General features: G+C 34.9%; 18 protein-coding genes and 1 pseudogene. 16 read left to right on the top strand and 3 right to left on the bottom strand.

The window, feature by feature from the left end; all coding sequences use genetic code 11:
* The first annotated feature begins 9 nt into the window (after positions 1-9).
* Both CDZ92_RS11300 and CDZ92_RS11295 read left to right on the top strand, forming a co-directional pair.
* The gene (locus CDZ92_RS11300; RefSeq protein WP_096155342.1) at positions 10-537 is read left to right on the top strand and encodes a sigma-70 family RNA polymerase sigma factor; all 528 of its coding nucleotides are present in this window, start codon (positions 10-12) and stop codon (positions 535-537) included.
* Positions 530-1,411 carry a hypothetical protein gene (locus tag CDZ92_RS11295; protein WP_096155341.1) on the top strand — a complete coding sequence of 294 codons (882 nt, stop codon included), beginning with the start codon at positions 530-532 and terminating at the stop codon, positions 1,409-1,411. The genes CDZ92_RS11300 and CDZ92_RS11295 overlap by 8 nt, the downstream gene beginning before the upstream one ends.
* A gap of 58 nt (positions 1,412-1,469) precedes the next feature.
* Here CDZ92_RS11295 and CDZ92_RS11290 read toward each other — a convergent pair whose 3' ends face one another.
* Positions 1,470-2,318 (bottom strand): manganese catalase family protein, encoded by an 849-nt coding sequence (locus CDZ92_RS11290; protein WP_096155340.1) that lies wholly within the window; start codon positions 2,316-2,318, stop codon positions 1,470-1,472.
* Between the two features lie 211 nt (positions 2,319-2,529).
* Between CDZ92_RS11290 and CDZ92_RS20610 the strand changes: the two are divergent.
* The 11 genes and pseudogenes from CDZ92_RS20610 to CDZ92_RS11240 all read left to right on the top strand — a co-directional run.
* Positions 2,530-3,057, top strand: a pseudogene (locus CDZ92_RS20610) (protoglobin domain-containing protein); the annotation flags it as partial.
* Between the two features lie 69 nt (positions 3,058-3,126).
* Positions 3,127-3,822, top strand: a complete 696-nt coding sequence (locus CDZ92_RS20605; RefSeq protein ID WP_406564930.1) for a methyl-accepting chemotaxis protein — start codon at positions 3,127-3,129, stop codon at positions 3,820-3,822.
* A gap of 21 nt (positions 3,823-3,843) precedes the next feature.
* Entirely contained in the window at positions 3,844-4,041 is a 198-nt protein-coding gene (locus tag CDZ92_RS11280) for a hypothetical protein (RefSeq protein WP_096155338.1), read from the top strand.
* 129 nt (positions 4,042-4,170) lie between these two features.
* Positions 4,171-4,551, top strand: a complete 381-nt coding sequence (locus tag CDZ92_RS11275) for a GntR family transcriptional regulator (protein ID WP_096155337.1) — start codon at positions 4,171-4,173, stop codon at positions 4,549-4,551.
* On the top strand, positions 4,548-5,450 hold the full coding sequence (locus CDZ92_RS11270; RefSeq protein WP_096155336.1) for an ATP-binding cassette domain-containing protein: 903 nt from the start codon (positions 4,548-4,550) through the stop codon (positions 5,448-5,450). The genes CDZ92_RS11275 and CDZ92_RS11270 overlap by 4 nt, the downstream gene beginning before the upstream one ends.
* On the top strand, positions 5,434-6,171 hold the full coding sequence (locus CDZ92_RS11265) for a hypothetical protein (RefSeq protein ID WP_141395215.1): 738 nt from the start codon (positions 5,434-5,436) through the stop codon (positions 6,169-6,171). Before CDZ92_RS11270 ends, CDZ92_RS11265 begins: the two co-directional genes overlap by 17 nt.
* The gene (locus CDZ92_RS11260) at positions 6,168-6,884 is read left to right on the top strand and encodes a hypothetical protein (protein WP_096155334.1); all 717 of its coding nucleotides are present in this window, start codon (positions 6,168-6,170) and stop codon (positions 6,882-6,884) included. The genes CDZ92_RS11265 and CDZ92_RS11260 overlap by 4 nt, the downstream gene beginning before the upstream one ends.
* A gap of 295 nt (positions 6,885-7,179) precedes the next feature.
* The gene (locus tag CDZ92_RS11255; RefSeq protein WP_096155333.1) at positions 7,180-8,061 is read left to right on the top strand and encodes a GNAT family N-acetyltransferase; all 882 of its coding nucleotides are present in this window, start codon (positions 7,180-7,182) and stop codon (positions 8,059-8,061) included.
* Positions 8,062-8,076: 15 nt separating this feature from the next.
* Complete coding sequence (locus CDZ92_RS11250; RefSeq protein ID WP_096155332.1) at positions 8,077-8,826, top strand: SDR family NAD(P)-dependent oxidoreductase; 750 nt, start codon at positions 8,077-8,079, stop codon at positions 8,824-8,826.
* Between the two features lie 123 nt (positions 8,827-8,949).
* Positions 8,950-10,278 carry a hypothetical protein gene (locus tag CDZ92_RS11245; RefSeq protein WP_096155331.1) on the top strand — a complete coding sequence of 443 codons (1,329 nt, stop codon included), beginning with the start codon at positions 8,950-8,952 and terminating at the stop codon, positions 10,276-10,278.
* A gap of 10 nt (positions 10,279-10,288) precedes the next feature.
* Positions 10,289-10,918 (top strand): sortase, encoded by a 630-nt coding sequence (locus tag CDZ92_RS11240; protein WP_096155330.1) that lies wholly within the window; start codon positions 10,289-10,291, stop codon positions 10,916-10,918.
* 50 nt (positions 10,919-10,968) lie between these two features.
* On the opposite strand, the gene chrA is transcribed toward CDZ92_RS11240, so the two are convergent.
* The gene (gene chrA / locus CDZ92_RS11235) at positions 10,969-12,138 is read right to left on the bottom strand and encodes a chromate efflux transporter (RefSeq protein ID WP_096155329.1); all 1,170 of its coding nucleotides are present in this window, start codon (positions 12,136-12,138) and stop codon (positions 10,969-10,971) included.
* Positions 12,139-12,349: 211 nt separating this feature from the next.
* Between chrA and CDZ92_RS11230 the strand changes: the two genes are divergently transcribed.
* The 3 genes from CDZ92_RS11230 to CDZ92_RS11220 all read left to right on the top strand — a co-directional run bounded on the left by CDZ92_RS11230 (position 12,350) and on the right by CDZ92_RS11220 (position 15,076).
* Positions 12,350-12,901 (top strand): GNAT family N-acetyltransferase, encoded by a 552-nt coding sequence (locus tag CDZ92_RS11230; RefSeq protein ID WP_096155328.1) that lies wholly within the window; start codon positions 12,350-12,352, stop codon positions 12,899-12,901.
* A complete protein-coding gene (locus tag CDZ92_RS11225; protein WP_096155327.1) occupies positions 12,898-14,430 on the top strand; it encodes a S41 family peptidase in 1,533 nt (510 codons plus the stop codon). Before CDZ92_RS11230 ends, CDZ92_RS11225 begins: the two co-directional genes overlap by 4 nt.
* 274 nt (positions 14,431-14,704) lie before the next feature.
* Positions 14,705-15,076 (top strand): nuclear transport factor 2 family protein, encoded by a 372-nt coding sequence (locus tag CDZ92_RS11220; protein WP_096155326.1) that lies wholly within the window; start codon positions 14,705-14,707, stop codon positions 15,074-15,076.
* Positions 15,077-15,481: 405 nt separating this feature from the next.
* Here CDZ92_RS11220 and pdxR read toward each other — a convergent pair whose 3' ends face one another.
* Positions 15,482-16,873 (bottom strand): MocR-like pyridoxine biosynthesis transcription factor PdxR, encoded by a 1,392-nt coding sequence (gene pdxR / locus CDZ92_RS11215; RefSeq protein ID WP_096155325.1) that lies wholly within the window; start codon positions 16,871-16,873, stop codon positions 15,482-15,484.
* Between the last annotated feature and the right edge of the window lie 26 nt (positions 16,874-16,899).

Below are 16,899 nucleotides of genomic sequence, written 5' to 3'. Positions count from 1 at the left end.
GGGAAGCGGATGGAGAACAACAAGTTAGAAAATCATGAGCTAATGGAATCACTAATCGATGAATATGGCACTGATTTAAAGAGATTAGCTTACATGTATATCAAAGATCATGCATTAGCAGAAGACATTCTTCAAGATGTTTTTGTTTCTTGCTATAAAAATATAAATAACTTTCGAATGGAAAGCAGCTACAAAACTTGGTTAGTTAAGATAACGATTAACAAATGTAAAGATACATTAAAGAGGTGGAGTTTTCGTAACCTTATTTTTAAAGAAAAGGTAAGTTCCATAAACATAAATCAGACTACGCCAGAGCATGTTCTAATTGAGAATGAGGAAGATATCCTCTTATATGAACAAGTAATGAAGTTACCAATCCAGTTTCGTGAGGTTATTATCCTTTTTTATTATGAAGAATTACATATTGAAGAGATTAGTACGTTACTAGGTGTAAAAGTGAATACGGTTAAAACGAGGTTACATCGGGCAAGGCAGAAATTAAAAGAGATGTTGAAGGGAAGTGGGATGCATGGATGAAAAGTTCAAAGGACTAAAGAGTAGGTGGAATCGATCTATTTTACATGATGTAAAAGTTTCTCCAACTGAGAAACAAAGAATACTCCGTTCATTACAACAAGCTCCGAAACGACGTCCGCCCTTCAACTATTATGTGGCAGTAGCAGTAGCATTTCTATTATTTATTGTTTTAGTCCCAAGTTTGTTTTCGACAAAAGAAGAAAGTGTACGGAGTTTTAATGCTAGTGAATCGTTAAAGGATATTTATGGATATAGTGTTTTTATATCAGAATATGATGATTATATTATTAAATATGTTCAAAAAACACCAAATGACCAGGGCGGGGTAGATACTACTTTTTACTATGTAAGAGATATAGGTGATAATCTACAAGTAGAGGTACGTGAGCAAGAAGATATTATATTCGGTTTTTCAGAACTTCAAGATGTTATTTTTAGTGTCATGTATAGTGACCGCACTTATACAGAATCAGAGTTGAGTGCACCGTACCGAGGATTTTATAACGATGTGAAAGTAAATTATGAAGTAGTATCAATAGAAAATGAGCACTATTATGTAGCATCTTTTAATGCATTAAAAGGTGGATCGTATCAGATAAGATACAATACGGAAAAATTAGGAAATAAGGAATATGAGAAGTTACTAGAAGACTTTGTTTTTGGTATGTATGATTTTTCGTATAAGGGGAGCGGTTGGAAAGTTATTTTATTCACCTTGAGTCTATTCTTGTATGCTGTTTCATTTGGTTTTATTGGGTTTGGGCTTATTACTTTTTTAATAAGGTTAGAAAGGTTAAAAGGTGGGGCTATGATGATGGTTGGGATTATCATTATGGTTGTTTTATCGTACTTAAGTCGAGTATTGACTTCATGATAACACTATTTTAAAGAAGGAAAAGCTGCTCCATTTATTTGGGCAGCTTTTCCTTCTTTTAATACATGTTAGGTGGTACTTCACGTAACACTTGTGGTAGTGTATTGTGCATGTAAGGTGGAGCTGGTTGTAAGGTAGGCCTTTTGGCTAGTGGAACTGGGTTCTCTACGTAATTGAATGTTCCTAGCCCATCCATACTTGTTCCGTGTGCCCATCTACCAGTTGCACTCTCATTACCACTTGATAAATTGAATAGTGTATATGAAACTTCTTGTTTTTCCAACTCTTTTGGGAATGTACTTGGTACAACAACATTTTCTTTTGCTTCCAATTCTTTAATGGCAGCAATCCATTGATTTTGATGCATGCGATCACGAGCAATTAACCATGAAAGCATGTCTCTCACACCGCGATCTGTCGTTTGCTCATATAGTCTAACTGCTTGAAGGCGACCTTGAGATTCAGCTGTTAAGTTTGCTCGGAAATCAGCAAGTAAGTTGCCGCTAGCAATAATGTAACCAGCGTTCCAAGGAACACCAACACTATTTACTGGCATTGCTCCTAAACCTGATACTATGGCATGTTGAGGATTCATCCCACCAAGAATGGCACCGATTACTGGATTTTCAGCGGCTTTTTCCAAATCTCCAACAGGTGCCCCATCTAATAATCTAGCAATCATCGTAGAAAGCATTTCAATATGGGCTAACTCTTCAGCACCAGTGTCCATTAATAAATCTTTGTATTTCCCGTTACCTCTTAAGTTCCAGCCTTGAAACATATATTGCATCGCAACAGATATTTCACCAAATTGTCCACCTAAAATTTCTTGTAACTTTTTTGCAAATATTGGATCGGGTCTTTCGGGCTTTGCGTTATATTGAAGATCTTTTACATGATAAAACAATTGCACACACCTCTCATCAAATTGACTCATCAACATACTTTATTAAAATTATTAGTGTTAGGTGTTTGTCTTGTAAGAGAAATTTTAGTGGCGCGAAAAAAATAAGTATTTACTATTCTTATAGTGTAAATGTTTTTTCACTATTTTTCGTACATCGAAACGTGTATGATAGATAGTAAATTGGTCTCATAAACATACGGGGGTATGTAACATGTTTTTTAAACAGAAGGAAAAACAAATAAAAAAACTACAATTCGAAAATGAAAATGTTGTGTTGAATATAAAAGATAACAGCTCCATTAGTAAGCAAATTTCTATGATTGGGTTAACAAAAACGGATTTGCAAATTATGAAAAGTCTGGAGCCGTTTGTTTTAGAAAAAATAGATTCTATTGTTATTAGGTTTTATGAAAACTTAGAAAACGAACAATCTCTGAAAAGTATTATAAATGATCATAGTTCCGTTGAGAGATTAAGAGGAACGTTAAAACGTCATATTACGGAAATGTTTAATGGTGTAATAGATGAGGAATTTTTCTATAAAAGAACAAAAATTGCCCATATGCATGTGAAAATAGGGTTGCAAACGAAATGGTACATGTGTGCATTCCAAGATTTATTGTTAGCTTTGACTGATTTAATAGAAGAGAATTTAGAAACAAAAGAAGAGATCTTGAGGGCTTTTAGAGCCGTTACGAAAATATTAAATCTAGAGCAACAATTAGTATTAGAAGCTTATGATCTTGAAACAGAACGATTAAAAGAAGTAGTTGCCAAACAAAAGACTGAGATTAGAACGAGTGTTGCTTTGGCTGCGGAAAATTTAGCAGCGATTGCTGAAGAAACAAATGCGTCTTTCTATCAATTAAATGTTCAATCAGAGGAGATTGTTTCGTTTGCTAATAAAGGTACGGAACTATCGTTGTTAGCCGAAGACCGTTCCCAAAAGGGACAAGCACAAATAGAAAAACAAAACGGAAATATGGATAACATTCAAACGTCCGTCCATGATATCTCAAGTGACGTAGAAAATTTATTAAATATAACTCAGCAGATGCAGGATATTGTAGATATCGTAACAAGTATTGCAGATCAAACAAACTTGTTGTCTTTAAATGCTGCGATTGAAGCAGCAAGAGCTGGTGAACATGGAAGAGGATTTTCAATCGTAGCTCAAGAAGTTCGTAAGCTTTCGGAAGAAACGAAGAAGTCTGTTTCGAATGTTTCTGAATTGATTAATAATACAAATACGCAAGTAACACGATTAACTGCTTCTCTCGATAAAATTATAAAAGCAGTTGAAAGTGGAAATGAATTAATGGATGAAACGGAAAATCATTTTAAAGACATTAACCGAACGATGGGTGAAACGAAAGAGCAGAATAATAAAGTTCAGAGCGAATTAGTTGCTTTCAAAAATGTGTTATTGGAATTAGGAAAGGCGTTTGAAGAAGTTGCTTTGTCAGCAGATCAGTTAACAATGATAACAAATGACATGGAATAATAGGGTTAGAAAGGAGATAAGATGACGTATTTATTAATAGCGGTTGCAATCATAATATTAGCTGGTGGCTTATTTGTCACTATTTCACTTGCTTCTAACAGTGATCAAAACTACGATAACGCGACAAAAGGTAATTTATCAAGACTAACTTACATTTATATCGCTTTAGTTGTATTTCTAGCAGCTGGATTAGGATTATACATTTGGAAGTTCGTTTAAACATAGTGAACACAGTCTTTCTTTTAAAGAGGCTGTGTTTATTTTTTTGTCGAACGATTACAGTTGTTTTATTTTGGAAAGTGTAGTATAGTACATTACAAGAGTAATGCACTATGTCGGATAGGTGGTGTGATTTTGAAACTAAATGACGATAAACCAATTTATGTCCAAATAGCCGAGTGGTTGGAGACAGAGATTTTAAACGGGAATTTTAAAAACGATGAAAAAGTTTATTCCCAATATCAGTTAGCAGAAGTCTTTAACATTAATCCTGCAACAGCTGCAAAAGGACTAAACATCTTAGCAGATGAACAAATTCTCTATAAGAAAAGAGGGTTAGGAATGTTTGTAACAAATGGAGCGCAGGACATTATTTTGGCGAAGCGAAAAGCATATACGTTAAAAAGGTTAGTTGCCGAGGTTGTAATAGAAGCAGAACGTTTAAATGTAACAAAAGATGAATTGATCAAGATGATTAAAGAAATGAAGAGCGGGGAGGAAGGAAGATGAATGTAGTAGAGTGTAAAGATGTTTCTAAAAGATACTACGGGGGAACTCACTACGCATTAAAAAATACGACTTTTCAGATTGAACAAAATAAAATTACAGGACTAATTGGAAGAAACGGTGCAGGGAAATCAACATTATTAAAGTTGATAGCTGGATATATGTATGAGACTACTGGAGATATAAAAGTGTTTGGTGAAAGACCATTCAATAACTTACTGGTTTCAGCAAATAGCATTTTTGTAGACGACAAAATGAGCCTTCCAGCGACACTGAATGTTTCCGAAATATTACAAGTGACTGGCACCTTTTATGAGAGGTGGGATCATGAGTTGGCTCAGCGTTTGTTTGATTATTTTAGCTTCCATCCGAAGCAAAGCCACCAAAGCTTATCAAAAGGAAAGAGTAGTACGTTTAATATGATTTTAGGGTTGGCATCTAGATGTGCTTTAACGATATTCGATGAGCCAACAACTGGAATGGATGCAGCGGTTCGGAAAGATTTTTACCGTGCTTTACTGAAAGATTACTTGGCAAATCCAAGAACAATTCTATTATCAAGTCACCATATGGAAGAGATTGAAGACATTATTGAAGATGTTTTGTTAATTAACGAAGGGAAAGTAGTATTGCATATGCCCATTGAAGAGTTTAAGGAATATGCAGTGGCATTTACGGGGCCAGCACCGGTTTTAGATGATTGGCTTGCTGGTAAAGACAGAATTCATACGAAAGAATTAGAGTTTGGTAAAGTATATACGGTTGTGAAAAATGATTTTTCGAGTGAAATGCTGGATATGGCAAGGCTTAAAGGATTGGATGTTTCGAAGGTTTCAGCAAGTGACTTAAGCGTCTATATGACAGATAAAACGGTAGGGGGAATAGATGATGTATTTAAGTAAACCGTCTGTTTCTGAGATTGTGAAAAAGCAGTACCTATATAAATTAAAGTCAGTGAATGTATATACTCCTTTAGTATTAGTTCAATTAATGGCTGTGTTATTTTCACTTATAGGTACAAGTTCATCTGGTTCTTATTCTGGTGGAGTTGGAATAATGAGAGCTCACTATTCTGTAGATGTAGTGATTGGCTTTACACTCGTGTGGGCATTCATTATCTCTTTCACTATGGCAACGAAAGTGTATCGAGAAGACGATTTTACTTTCGTTACAAATCGATTGACTTATAGCTTATCTAATATATTGTTTCTCGTTTCCATTACAATCTTTGCTGCTATTACTAGTATTTTATCAGGGCATTTGTTGAATGTGGTTGTTTCCATTTATCACTCGAATAAGCCATCAATCTTTTACCATGACCTAGATATAACTCTAAAGATGTATTTGACTGGCATTGTCGTGACAATTTTGATTATGCTGTTTGTAAGTTCTATTGGATATTTTGTAGGTGTGTTAACACAGTTGTTACCAACCTTAAAGTTTGTGCTACCAGTTGTTTTTATTGGGATGTTCATGATGCAACTGTCTTTTATTCCAACAATCTTTGAGTTTTATTTTCAAGAAAAGATATTTTCTCTTTTTCTTCTTAAACAATTAGTTACGGTATTTTTGTTGTTTTCAGCAACAGTCTATCTTTCTAAAAGAATGGAGGTTAGACAATGACAGCTATATTGGTAGTATGGCCATTAATATTGTTAGTTTTGGTTGTTATTTTTACTATGTTCTTAGTTAGAGGAAGAGATAAAGCAAAGAATAAATATTCTTCTTCAAGAAAAAGGTTCACTATATTGTATGGTTATGTTGGAATCTTAATAGTTGCACTTGTTGTTTCACCTTTTATACATTCTGAAGAGGTGAAGGTAGATTTAGCAGAAAGAGAGTTTGAGTCATCTGAACAATTTAAGATATCCGAGGAGATTTATGCTGGCAGGATTTCATCAGTTGATGAAAAACTAATCCAAAAGCGAAGTGAGTTTAGTCTTCCTGAAAATAAGTTAATTCTAAAACATTTTCACGAATACAACCCGTTAGAAGTAGTAGTAGAGCGTCTGGAGGAAGATGGAAATAAAGTAGAAATGTTAGTAATTAAGCGACGTGTAATTGATAACGGAGTGGACTTTTCCGACAAATTTGACCCAGTAAATGTAACGGTAGACGAGGGGAAAATAGAGATTACTCGAATGTATGAACAAGAATTAAGGATTGGTGTTGTGCAACATGGATTTCCGTTCTATTTATTTACAGATAAAAATCCATACGGAATGAACCATGACTATTCATACATTAGTGATGAAATTATCTATCTCCGTGTCCCAAAAAACATCGAAATCATCCATGACGAAAACCACGTCTACCTATACGAAATAGGCAAATAATATTAACAAAAATTACAGGGATGTTTAAACAATATTACGGGTGCCAGGCACCTGTAATACTGTTGAAATACAAGGGAGAAATACTAGTTGAAAGTTGCGTTTTTTATTTTACTTGTAATCTTTTTATTAATTTTATATATGTATTATTTTTTATTGGTACCCGCTCCTTTTTAAACAACTTACTATTTATATAAATTAGGGTGACGCACAGGTTCAGAGAATGAGCCTATGCGTTTTATTTTTGTTTCAAAAGAATGTTATGATTGTTTTACCACATATTTAGGAGGAAGTAGACATGATTTCTATTACATTCCCTACAATTAAAGAAGCATGCAAGATTGCGAGCTTCATAGGAACCTTAAATAAACAGAACGAGCATCACATCGGTTATATCGGTACAAAGGTAGAGGAGATTGAAAATGCTCTTTTGAATGACTTCAGCGATATTCCTTTTCATAAAAGCTTTGTAATGGCGTATGAAGATAACCAATTAGTAGGTGTATTAGGATTTGATGTTGACTTAGAAAATGAACAAGCCGAAGCATGGGGTCCATTTGTAGTGCATTCAAAATCAGGAAAGATTAGTGATTTGATGTGGGACTCTATTCTAAAGATTGTACCTAGGGAAGTAAAAACTCTTAGTTTCTTTGTTAATGAATCCAATAGAAATTGTATAGGTTTTGCTGTTAAACAATCTGCTGAAGAAAAAGGACTTCACTCTATTTTAACGATTACAAAAGAACAATTAGCGGAACAATACATTGGTGGAATGAAGGAAATGGCTGACCAAGAAAGAATGGCTGTTGTTGATTTACATAACGAAATTTTTCCTAACAGTTACCTATCTGGCAAGCGAATGATTGATAACGTCAATGAACTTAATAAACTATTTGTTTGTAAAAAAGAAGGTGAATTTGCAGGGTATATTTATGTGGAGGCAAATCCAGAGTTTGGAGATGCATCCATTGAGTTTTTTGCAGTTAGCCCTGCGTATAGAGGTAAAGGAATAGGGAAAGCACTATTACTGCACGGTGTGAGTTGGCTTTTATCCTTTGATTCTATTAACAAAATTCAGCTATGTGTGAATGCAAAAAGTGAACAAGCTATTCGGTTATATAAAAAGATAGGGTTTGAAGAGATATACACTCTAATTTACCTAGAGAAAGACATTTCTTAGAAAGAGGTGTAGAAAATGAAGTTTACAGACAAGGTTGTTATTGTGACTGGTGGGGCTAACGGTATCGGGAAAGAAATAGCAACTATGTATGCCGAAAATGGAGCTAATGTTGTACTTGCAGACATAGATATTGAAGCAGGTAAAAGTGTTAAAGAAAATATATTGCAAAACGGTGGAAATGTAGAATTTGTTCTAACAGATGTTAGTAAAGAAGAAAGTGTCCAACAATTATTTTCACATGTTCATGACAAGTTTTCTAAAGTAGATATTCTCATTAACAACGCTGGGAAATCTATATTCAAACCGTTTTTTGAAATGTCGCTTAATGAATGGGACGATGTCTTAAGCACAAATCTTAGAAGTGTTTTTCTTTGTTCAAAAGAAGCAGCGAGAGTGATGCGTAAAGGTGGAACTGGTGGATCGATTGTTAATATTGCTTCTACACGTGCGATGATGTCTGAACCTAATTCAGAAGCATATGCTGCTTCTAAAGGTGGAATGGTAGCAATTACGCATGCGCTTGCCGCAACGTTAGGTGAATATGGCATTACGGTAAATGCCATTTCACCGGGATGGATTGAAACTGGGGAGTACGATGACCTAAGAGAAAAAGACCATAAACAACACTTTTCTGGCAGAGTTGGCAAACCTGCTGACATTGCACGTGCATGCCTTTATTTAACTTCACCAGAAAACAACTTTGTTACAGGAACCAACCTAGTAGTAGATGGTGGAATGACAAGAAAAATGTTATACGAAGAATAACAGATGCTAGGTGCTTTTCGACAAAAGTCGACGAGTGCCTGGCACCTTTTGTTGAAATTTTATGTTTTTCCTTCTTTTGTTATGGGTAGTAAATCTAGGAATCTACTAAAGGGAGGAAATATTTTGAAGATTTTTGGCACTTTATTTCTATCTATTTTGTTAATCGTAAGTCCAACGTTAGTATTAGCATCAGAGCAAGAAGAAAAAGGGTTTGAGCAAGTAGAAGGTGAAGAAGTTGTAGTGTTGGTAACAAATGAATCGGAAGAGCATGCTGACGGGAAAAAAGAAGAAAAGACCATGGATGTTGAAGAAGAAATTGTTAATGATGTATCAGAAGAGGTAGAGTTGGTAGAGGAAGAAGTAAAAGTTGAAGAAAATGATTTAGTAGGGGAAGGACATATTAGTGGTTCGGTGGATGTGGTAGCAGAACCAACCGCTGAAAAAGAAAATGAATATATGCTTCACCTTACTATTAATATAGAAAACAAACGTGAAGAACCACTTACCGATGTTTTAGTAGAATTGAAATTAGACAATTCTATTACCCTTTTAGACGAAAGTATAGTTACGAACAATCAGAACAATGTAATCTTTTCTTTAGGAACAATGGAAGCTTTAGAAAAGTTAACATTTACTAAATCAATCCTTGTCAATGCGACTCCAGGTATCCTGCAGAAAACGATCAATGCAAAGGTAACTGGAAATATTGGAGAGGAAAGCGATGTACTAGAGTTAAATGATATTCTTATAACAATACTACCTCGTGAGAATATTGTGAAAGACCCAGTGTACGTTAAAGGGCAATTAAAAGGGTCAATCGTCCAAAAAGACAAGGAACAGTGGAAGGCCAATATGAAGGTGCATTTATCAGGATTAGTAAAAGAGCGATTTAATACGTTAGAAGTTCAAATAGTACTACCAGAATTTATGGTTTGGGATAAAGTTAGGCAGATGAATGGAAAGCCTGTATTCCATCAAAACAATATCCTTTCCGTTGTTCTAGAAACTTACGATGAAGAAATCGTTTTAGATTTGGAAGCGTTTTTTATAAATGGTGTTGCTAACTTAAACAATAACGATTTTATCTTAAGGTTAATTACGGATGAACAGGATATCGAATTTTCTGTTGATACAATTTTAGAGTTTGTGGCAATTAGCGAAAATAGTGAAGTGACGGAAGGAACAGAAGAAGTAGAAGAGTCAGTAGAATCAATAGAAGCAGTTGAAGAGGAAGAAACAATGGAGGAACTACCTATTTCACCAGTTAATACGAATACTGGCAGTACTGGGAGTTTACAAAATGTAAATCAAGAGAATTTATCTGTTGTTGCCCTTCCGAAAACAGGTTCGTGGTTATCAAGTTGGATTTACCTTGCAGTAGGAACATTATTGATAGCGGCAGGTTCTGTGTTGTTCTTCCGTTTTAAACCAGTTACAAACATTCAAGTATAGGGTTATCATCATGAATAAATGGAGAATTCTTAGTGTAAGTTTAATAGCTATTGGCATATTATTTTTATGTCTACCACTTTATCACAACTGGTCCGTTAACGAATCACAATCCACGTTACGTTCAGAGTGGAACTCATTAAATCGTGCGTATGCTTCAGATAATTCTGAAGAAAAATTTTTAACAAAAGAAGAGAGGTCTTCTTTAACACCCCCAACTAATCCTTTTCGAGAAAAAATTATGGAAAGTGGTCTAGTTGGACAGTTAAAGATACCATCCATTAATGTTGATGTTATGATAGCACCAGGTGTAACAAATGATGTATTGAAAAATGCAGTTGGATGGATGACTTCTACATCTTTACCTGAAGAAAATAGTAATATAGCAATAGCTGGACATCGAAGTCATACGTACGGGCAGTTTTTCCACCGTATGGGAGAAGTGGAGATAGGTGACATCGTGTATTTAGAAACACTTAGTGGAGAATACAAATTCGAAGTGTATGACATTTTAGTCGTTCTCCCTGATGACCTATCTGTCCTTGACCCAACAGATGAAGCAGAGCTTACTTTAATAACTTGTGAGCCACTTTATTCAGATGAATTTAGGTTAATTGTGAAGGCAAAACTATATAAACAGTAAAAAAGTTTGAGTAGGTCGGACTAAAATTCCGATTTCTACTCAAACTTTTTTTATAGTAGCGTTAAAATATAACCAGTAATCGCACCAGTTAACACAACAATCCAAGGTGGAAGTTTCCAAAACGTTAGCATGCTAAATAAGAAAGCTGCGATAACAAAGTCTATAGTAGACACAATAGTACTTGTCCAAATCGGATAATAGAACGCTGAAATTAAGATTCCAACAACGGCAGCGTTAACTCCCATAATTGCACCTGTAATTTTAGGGTTGTTTCTAATAATGGCCCAAAATGGAAGTGTACCAAAGATAAGTAAAAATGCTGGTAAGAAAATCGCGACTGTAGCAAGTATTCCGCCTTGCCAACCGTTCATTACTGCACCAAGATAGGCAGCAAATGTAAACAATGGACCAGGTACAGCTTGAGCCGCACCGTATCCCGCAAGAAAGGCTTCTTCACTAATCCAACCAGTAGGAACAAATTCACGCTCTAATAGTGGTAAAACCACGTGTCCTCCACCGAATACTAAAGATCCCGCACGATAAAAGCTATCAAACATAGCTATCCACCCTGAAGATGTAACTTCTCTTAATATAGGTAAAAGTACGAGTAAACCAAAAAATATAGTTAAACAAATAAGAGCAAAACGTTTTGATATAGGAAAGGAGCTATTTTCCTTTGCTTCTTGTTGATTTTCTTTAAAAAGAAGGTATCCAACAAAAGCCGCAATAAGAATTACAGCTACTTGTGATAAGGTAGTTTGCCATAAAAGCGTCCCAATTAGTGCAAGTAAGGCAATTGTTTTTCGCTTTACATCTGGGGTTAAATTTTTCGCCATCCCTAAAATGGCATGTGCGACAATAGCTACAGCAACTATCTTTAAGCCTTGAATCCAACCAAGGTCTGTAACATTCATTGCTTGTAAAAATAATGCAAATAAAATTAGTGCAACAACAGAAGGAAAGGTAAAGCCAATAAAAGCTATGATTCCTCCGATGATTCCTCCACGCATAACTCCGATACCAATTCCAACCTGACTACTTGCTGGTCCAGGTAAAAACTGACATAGAGCAACTAAATCTGCATAACTCTTCTCATCCATCCATTTCTTCCGTCGAACATACTCTGTATGAAAATACCCTAAATGCGCAACAGGTCCACCAAACGAAGTAAAACCTAACCGCGTCGAAATAAGAAATATCTCTATCCAACGTCTTAACATCAGCTTCAAGCTCCTTTTATTACAATAATGTTAAAAGTGCCTGGCACTTTTAACATCATTGTAACATTCCATAACGATCTAATGGAAAGGTGGTTATGGATTTAATGAAATCTTTACATTTGAATGTATTTCGAAATTAGAAGGAAATTGGCTTTTTTATACAGAAATATAAGAGTAGATATTTTTGTGTGAACTTACGGAGGGATAAAGAATGTTATATACGAGCGGAAAACTTACAGTTCGATTGTTAGAAGATAGGGACAAAGAACTTTTAGTGAAATGGTTATCAGACCCGAGAGTACTAGAGTACTACGAAGGAAGAGATAATCCTCATGACTTAGATATGGTAAATGAGAGCTTTTACGATGAAACAGATGGTGTGAATGGCTGTCTCGTCGGATATAATGATAGCCCGATTGGTTACATTCAATTTTACGAAGTAGACCCGAAGTATCGTATGCTTTACGGCTATGAGGATGACGAGGAAATCATCTATGGTATGGATCAATTTATCGGTGAAGTGGATTACTGGAATAAAGGTATAGGCACATTACTCGTTTCATCGATGGTAGATTATTTATCAACCAACAAAAAAGCATCTAAAGTCGTTATGGACCCTCAAACATGGAATGAGCGAGCAATTAAATGTTATGAGAAATGTGGCTTTCAAAAAATTAAACTCCTCCCAAAGCAAGAATATCATGAAGGTGAATATAGAGATTGCTGGCAAATAGAATATTCAACGAAGGACGCGGAAAATTGAAGAACATAGGAATAGTATTATTGTCATTTATAATGCTTATTGGCTGCGTAAATAGTGTAACTATCGATTCGGAGGCTATCGAAGTTTTACCAAAGTTGAAAGAAAACAATCGCCACTACATAGAACATGATTTTCAGGACATTTCACACATTTTATATGACTATTCAAATAGTAAAGAAGAGGAGTTATCAGATGAAATTCTTCAGTCATTAAGAGTAAGTAATGGCCGACCTCCGTCCAACACTTTTACAAAAGAACAAATGATAGAGGATGTGGAAACATTCCATATAACAGTCAAGTATATGTATCCACTTTTTGAATATATGGGTGGGGACGAATCCTTTCATAAGGCAAAGACAGATCTGATTCAACATATCCGAAATCTTAATGATAATACAAAGTTAGATCAATACCAATTTACTGCACTATTGAGAAGCCATTACGATTTCATCTTAGATGGCCACTTCACCATTAATGAAGCTAAAATGGGAGATTTTCATCATGCACTGTATCTCACAGATCAATATAGCTTTTATCAAAATGAAGAGATGGAATTTATTTTAACATCTGATGAAAGTGTTAGTTTAGTAGCTATTAATGACGATCAACAATTAGAAAAATACTTATATCCAACCCTTAACGATAGTGGAGAAATCGTTTTTAATCCTGCCATTTTCTCTAGCCCTTTAAGTAATGCAGAAAGAGATTGGAAATTAAATTTAATAGATAATCAAGGAATGAAAGAAGTGTCTGTTAATTTGAGGCAAGAGTCAAAAGTGTTGTCCCATCACTTATCAGGTGCACGCTTTGCACTTACGGAAAAAGAAGGAGTTCCTTGGTTGCAAATAAGAAGTATGATGGTTTATGAAAATGATTCTTATGATTATAACGACATTATCGATACAGCTACAAAACTTAAAGGTAAGCCCTATTTTGTTTTAGATTTACGTGGAAATACTGGCGGAAGCATGTATGTGATGAAATATTGGATGGAGGATTTTTTTGGAAAGTCGATTGGGATTCACGCACAGCATCTTCATCTATTTTCGAAGACTAGTATGATTTTTTTGCAAGATACACTTGATAAGTATAAGAATAGTGGAGTTTCTCACCAATTATTTGAAGAGGATTTTTCTAACATTTTCAGATTGCAAGATATTGGAGAATTATCCGAGCCACACTGGGAAATCGAAGAAAAAGTATTTGGAAAAATCGATGACAATCACACACATATCTTTATTTTGGTCGATAATAATACAGCTTCAGCTTCCGAACATCTTGTTGCTGCATTAAAACAAGCAAATAATACAACCGTAATTGGCATGAACACAATGGGTACGATGATTAGTGGAGATTCTTTATCGTGGCAACTTCCTAATACAAAAGTAGAAATGTTAGTTCCGACATTCTTTAACTATAGCCCGGATTTAATAAATAAAGAAGGAATAGGTATTCAGCCTGATATTTGGGTTAGACCAGATCGTGCGGAACAACGAATAATTAATTTTATACTAAAAAACTCTAAATAGTTTGGACGTGGAAAAATGAGTTTTTATTTATGCCTTAACACCAATTGTAGCGATTATATTTTTTGTTAATTGTGTGTCTTTAGCTAATAAAATACACAATGGTGATGAAAATACAGCGAATAATACAGGATGGGGAGCAATTATGATTGGATTTATCTCTTTAATTTTTTATCAAGTTTAATCAACTTGTTTCTATGAAATTATTTACTCTAAAAGAAGTGATTTGAATTATTAAGAGGTAACAAGATGAAAGTATATTTTAGGAGTGAAATTAATGAGTATGTACAGTAAAGAACAAATAAAAAGATTAGAAGAAAGCCATTTAAATATTGAGGTTCGTAGTTCAACAGAAGAATTAGATAAAATACTTTCTGATGATTTCTTTGAGATAGGTAGTTCAGGCAAGAAAATCTATAAAAAAGATTGTCTTACCAATGGATTATCATTAGATGAGATGTCTTTACATGATTTTGAATTTTGTCCATTAGCACCAGGTGTTGTACTAACAACTTATCTTGTTCATAATAAAACGAAAAATCGAAATACGTTGAGAAGCTCGATATGGAAGTTGATAGACGGGAAATGGAAACTTTATTTTCATCAAGGAACGGTAACGGATTTACAGGTAACAGACGTAGAGAATTAATTATTTTGATAAAAGACGCTGGGACATAGGAGAGGCTATAAAGAGTATACGACTGTTCTAGGAGACTTTTCAATTTATGTTCAATGGTTTTGCCACAACATCTTATATATCAAGTTCATTATTGAATTTTCCTTTAGTGAAAATAAACTTGTGAGACCTTATCAAGTTCATTATTAAACTTTTATTTGCTGGAAATGAGCTTGAGAGACCTTATCAAGTTCATTATTAAACTTTTATTTGCTAGAAATGAACTTGAGAGGCTTTATCAAGTTCATTATTGAACTTATATTTGCTGGAAATGAACTTGAGAGGCCTTATCAAGTTCATTTTCGAATTCTTCTTTAGACAATATGAACTTCAGTGAAATTTTATCCCATCCTTTTTTAGTAATAAATTGTAATTCTATTAGTTTAAAACCTCCTTCAACCAAGCAACACCTTTCTTAATTTCCTCTTCACTCAAGCTCCCATACCCCATCACAATTTTGGATCTATGTCTCCCTTTTTCAAGTGCATATTGTTCAACTGGGTAAACGGTAACTCCATTATCATATACTTTTTGCATGAGCTTGCTCGTAAATTCGACATGCTTGAAGTCTACTACTAAATGCATTCCAGCTTTTTGTCCAATGATGGTAACGTGGGGGAAATGTTTATTAAGTTCCTGCACTAGCGTTTCACGCCTTTTCTGGTAAATACGTTTCATTTTTCTAATATGTTTTTGCAAATGTCCTTCTGTTATAAATCTTGCTAAAACTAGTTGCTCTAAGGAGGAATTATGTCGGTCCGAGTACCACTTTATGTGTTGAAAAGGTTCTACTAATTCTTCTGGCAAAACAGCATAGCCAATCCGAAGAGCTGGAGATAATATTTTGCTGAAAGTTCCAACATAAATTACTTTTTCGGGAGCAAGCCCCTGCATAGACCTCACTGGTACCCCTTCATAAGTAAATTCGCTATCATAATCATCTTCTACAATATAGCAGTTATGTTTACGTGCATACGTAATTAGCTCAATTCTTCTTTGAATTGGCAAAGTACCACCTAAAGGGAATTGATGAGACGGGATCACAAATAAGAAATGTGGCTGTTCTTTTACAGGAAGCTTACTCGGTATGATACCAAATTCGTCTGTTGGAATTGGCATAACGCATGCACCGCCTGTTGTGAAAATATTCCTCATTTCATCTGTAACTGGATCTTCTACTGCTACAAAATCACCGTGATCTTTTAGTAATTTTGTAATGAATGAGAGTGCTTGAGTCGCCCCAGATGTAATGACAATTTGTCTTGGATGGCAAGTTACACCCCTCATCTTTTTTAAATAAGTTGCCAATGCATGTTGTAAGTCACATATTCCTTTTTTCGGAAGGTAACCAAATAGACTGTTCGGTGAATCGAGACAAACTTCTTTGGCAATTTTCCCCCAAATAGGACGAGGGAATTGATCCATTGCGGGATTCCCAGCTTTAAAATCAATTGTTTTGTCGCCCTTTGGAAAAGTTATATGATAATTCGGATCGGAATGCGCTTCACTTTTTATTTGTGAAATGGAAGTTCCGGTTGAGACAAAGGTACCCGATCGTGGGCGAATTTGTATATATCCTTCCGCTTCTAGTTGGTGATAAGCCTCTAAAATTACATTTCGAGAAATGCCTAAGGAACTTGCTAGCTCTCTAGAAGAAGGAATCTTCTCGTTTTCTTTTAAACTGTTATCTAAGATTTTTTGGCTAATTTTTTCATAAACTTGTTCAGTTAATGTTTTTTCGCTAGAACGATGGATTTCAAACCATAACACTGTTGTCACCTGCTTTTGAGTAAATC

This window comes from Bacillus sp. FJAT-45066 (assembly GCF_002335755.1).
GTDB lineage: Bacteria > Bacillota > Bacilli > Bacillales > Bacillaceae_I > Bacillus_CD > Bacillus_CD alkalisoli.
Note: the sequence above shows the minus strand (reverse complement) of the source record. Positions and strands in the feature narration are given on the sequence as shown.

Coding starts and splice junctions, on each gene's coding strand:
- CDZ92_RS11300 (WP_096155342.1), top strand. CDS start 10: ATGGAGAACAACAAGTTAGAAAATCATGAGCTAATGGAATCACTAATC.
- CDZ92_RS11270 (WP_096155336.1), top strand. CDS start 4,548: ATGAATGTAGTAGAGTGTAAAGATGTTTCTAAAAGATACTACGGGGGA.
- CDZ92_RS11295 (WP_096155341.1), top strand. CDS start 530: ATGGATGAAAAGTTCAAAGGACTAAAGAGTAGGTGGAATCGATCTATT.
- CDZ92_RS11220 (WP_096155326.1), top strand. CDS start 14,705: ATGAGTATGTACAGTAAAGAACAAATAAAAAGATTAGAAGAAAGCCAT.
- CDZ92_RS11265 (WP_141395215.1), top strand. CDS start 5,434: ATGATGTATTTAAGTAAACCGTCTGTTTCTGAGATTGTGAAAAAGCAG.
- CDZ92_RS11260 (WP_096155334.1), top strand. CDS start 6,168: ATGACAGCTATATTGGTAGTATGGCCATTAATATTGTTAGTTTTGGTT.
- CDZ92_RS11255 (WP_096155333.1), top strand. CDS start 7,180: ATGATTTCTATTACATTCCCTACAATTAAAGAAGCATGCAAGATTGCG.
- chrA (WP_096155329.1), bottom strand. CDS start 12,138: ATGTTAAGACGTTGGATAGAGATATTTCTTATTTCGACGCGGTTAGGT.
- CDZ92_RS11230 (WP_096155328.1), top strand. CDS start 12,350: ATGTTATATACGAGCGGAAAACTTACAGTTCGATTGTTAGAAGATAGG.
- CDZ92_RS11250 (WP_096155332.1), top strand. CDS start 8,077: ATGAAGTTTACAGACAAGGTTGTTATTGTGACTGGTGGGGCTAACGGT.
- CDZ92_RS11240 (WP_096155330.1), top strand. CDS start 10,289: ATGAATAAATGGAGAATTCTTAGTGTAAGTTTAATAGCTATTGGCATA.
- CDZ92_RS11280 (WP_096155338.1), top strand. CDS start 3,844: ATGACGTATTTATTAATAGCGGTTGCAATCATAATATTAGCTGGTGGC.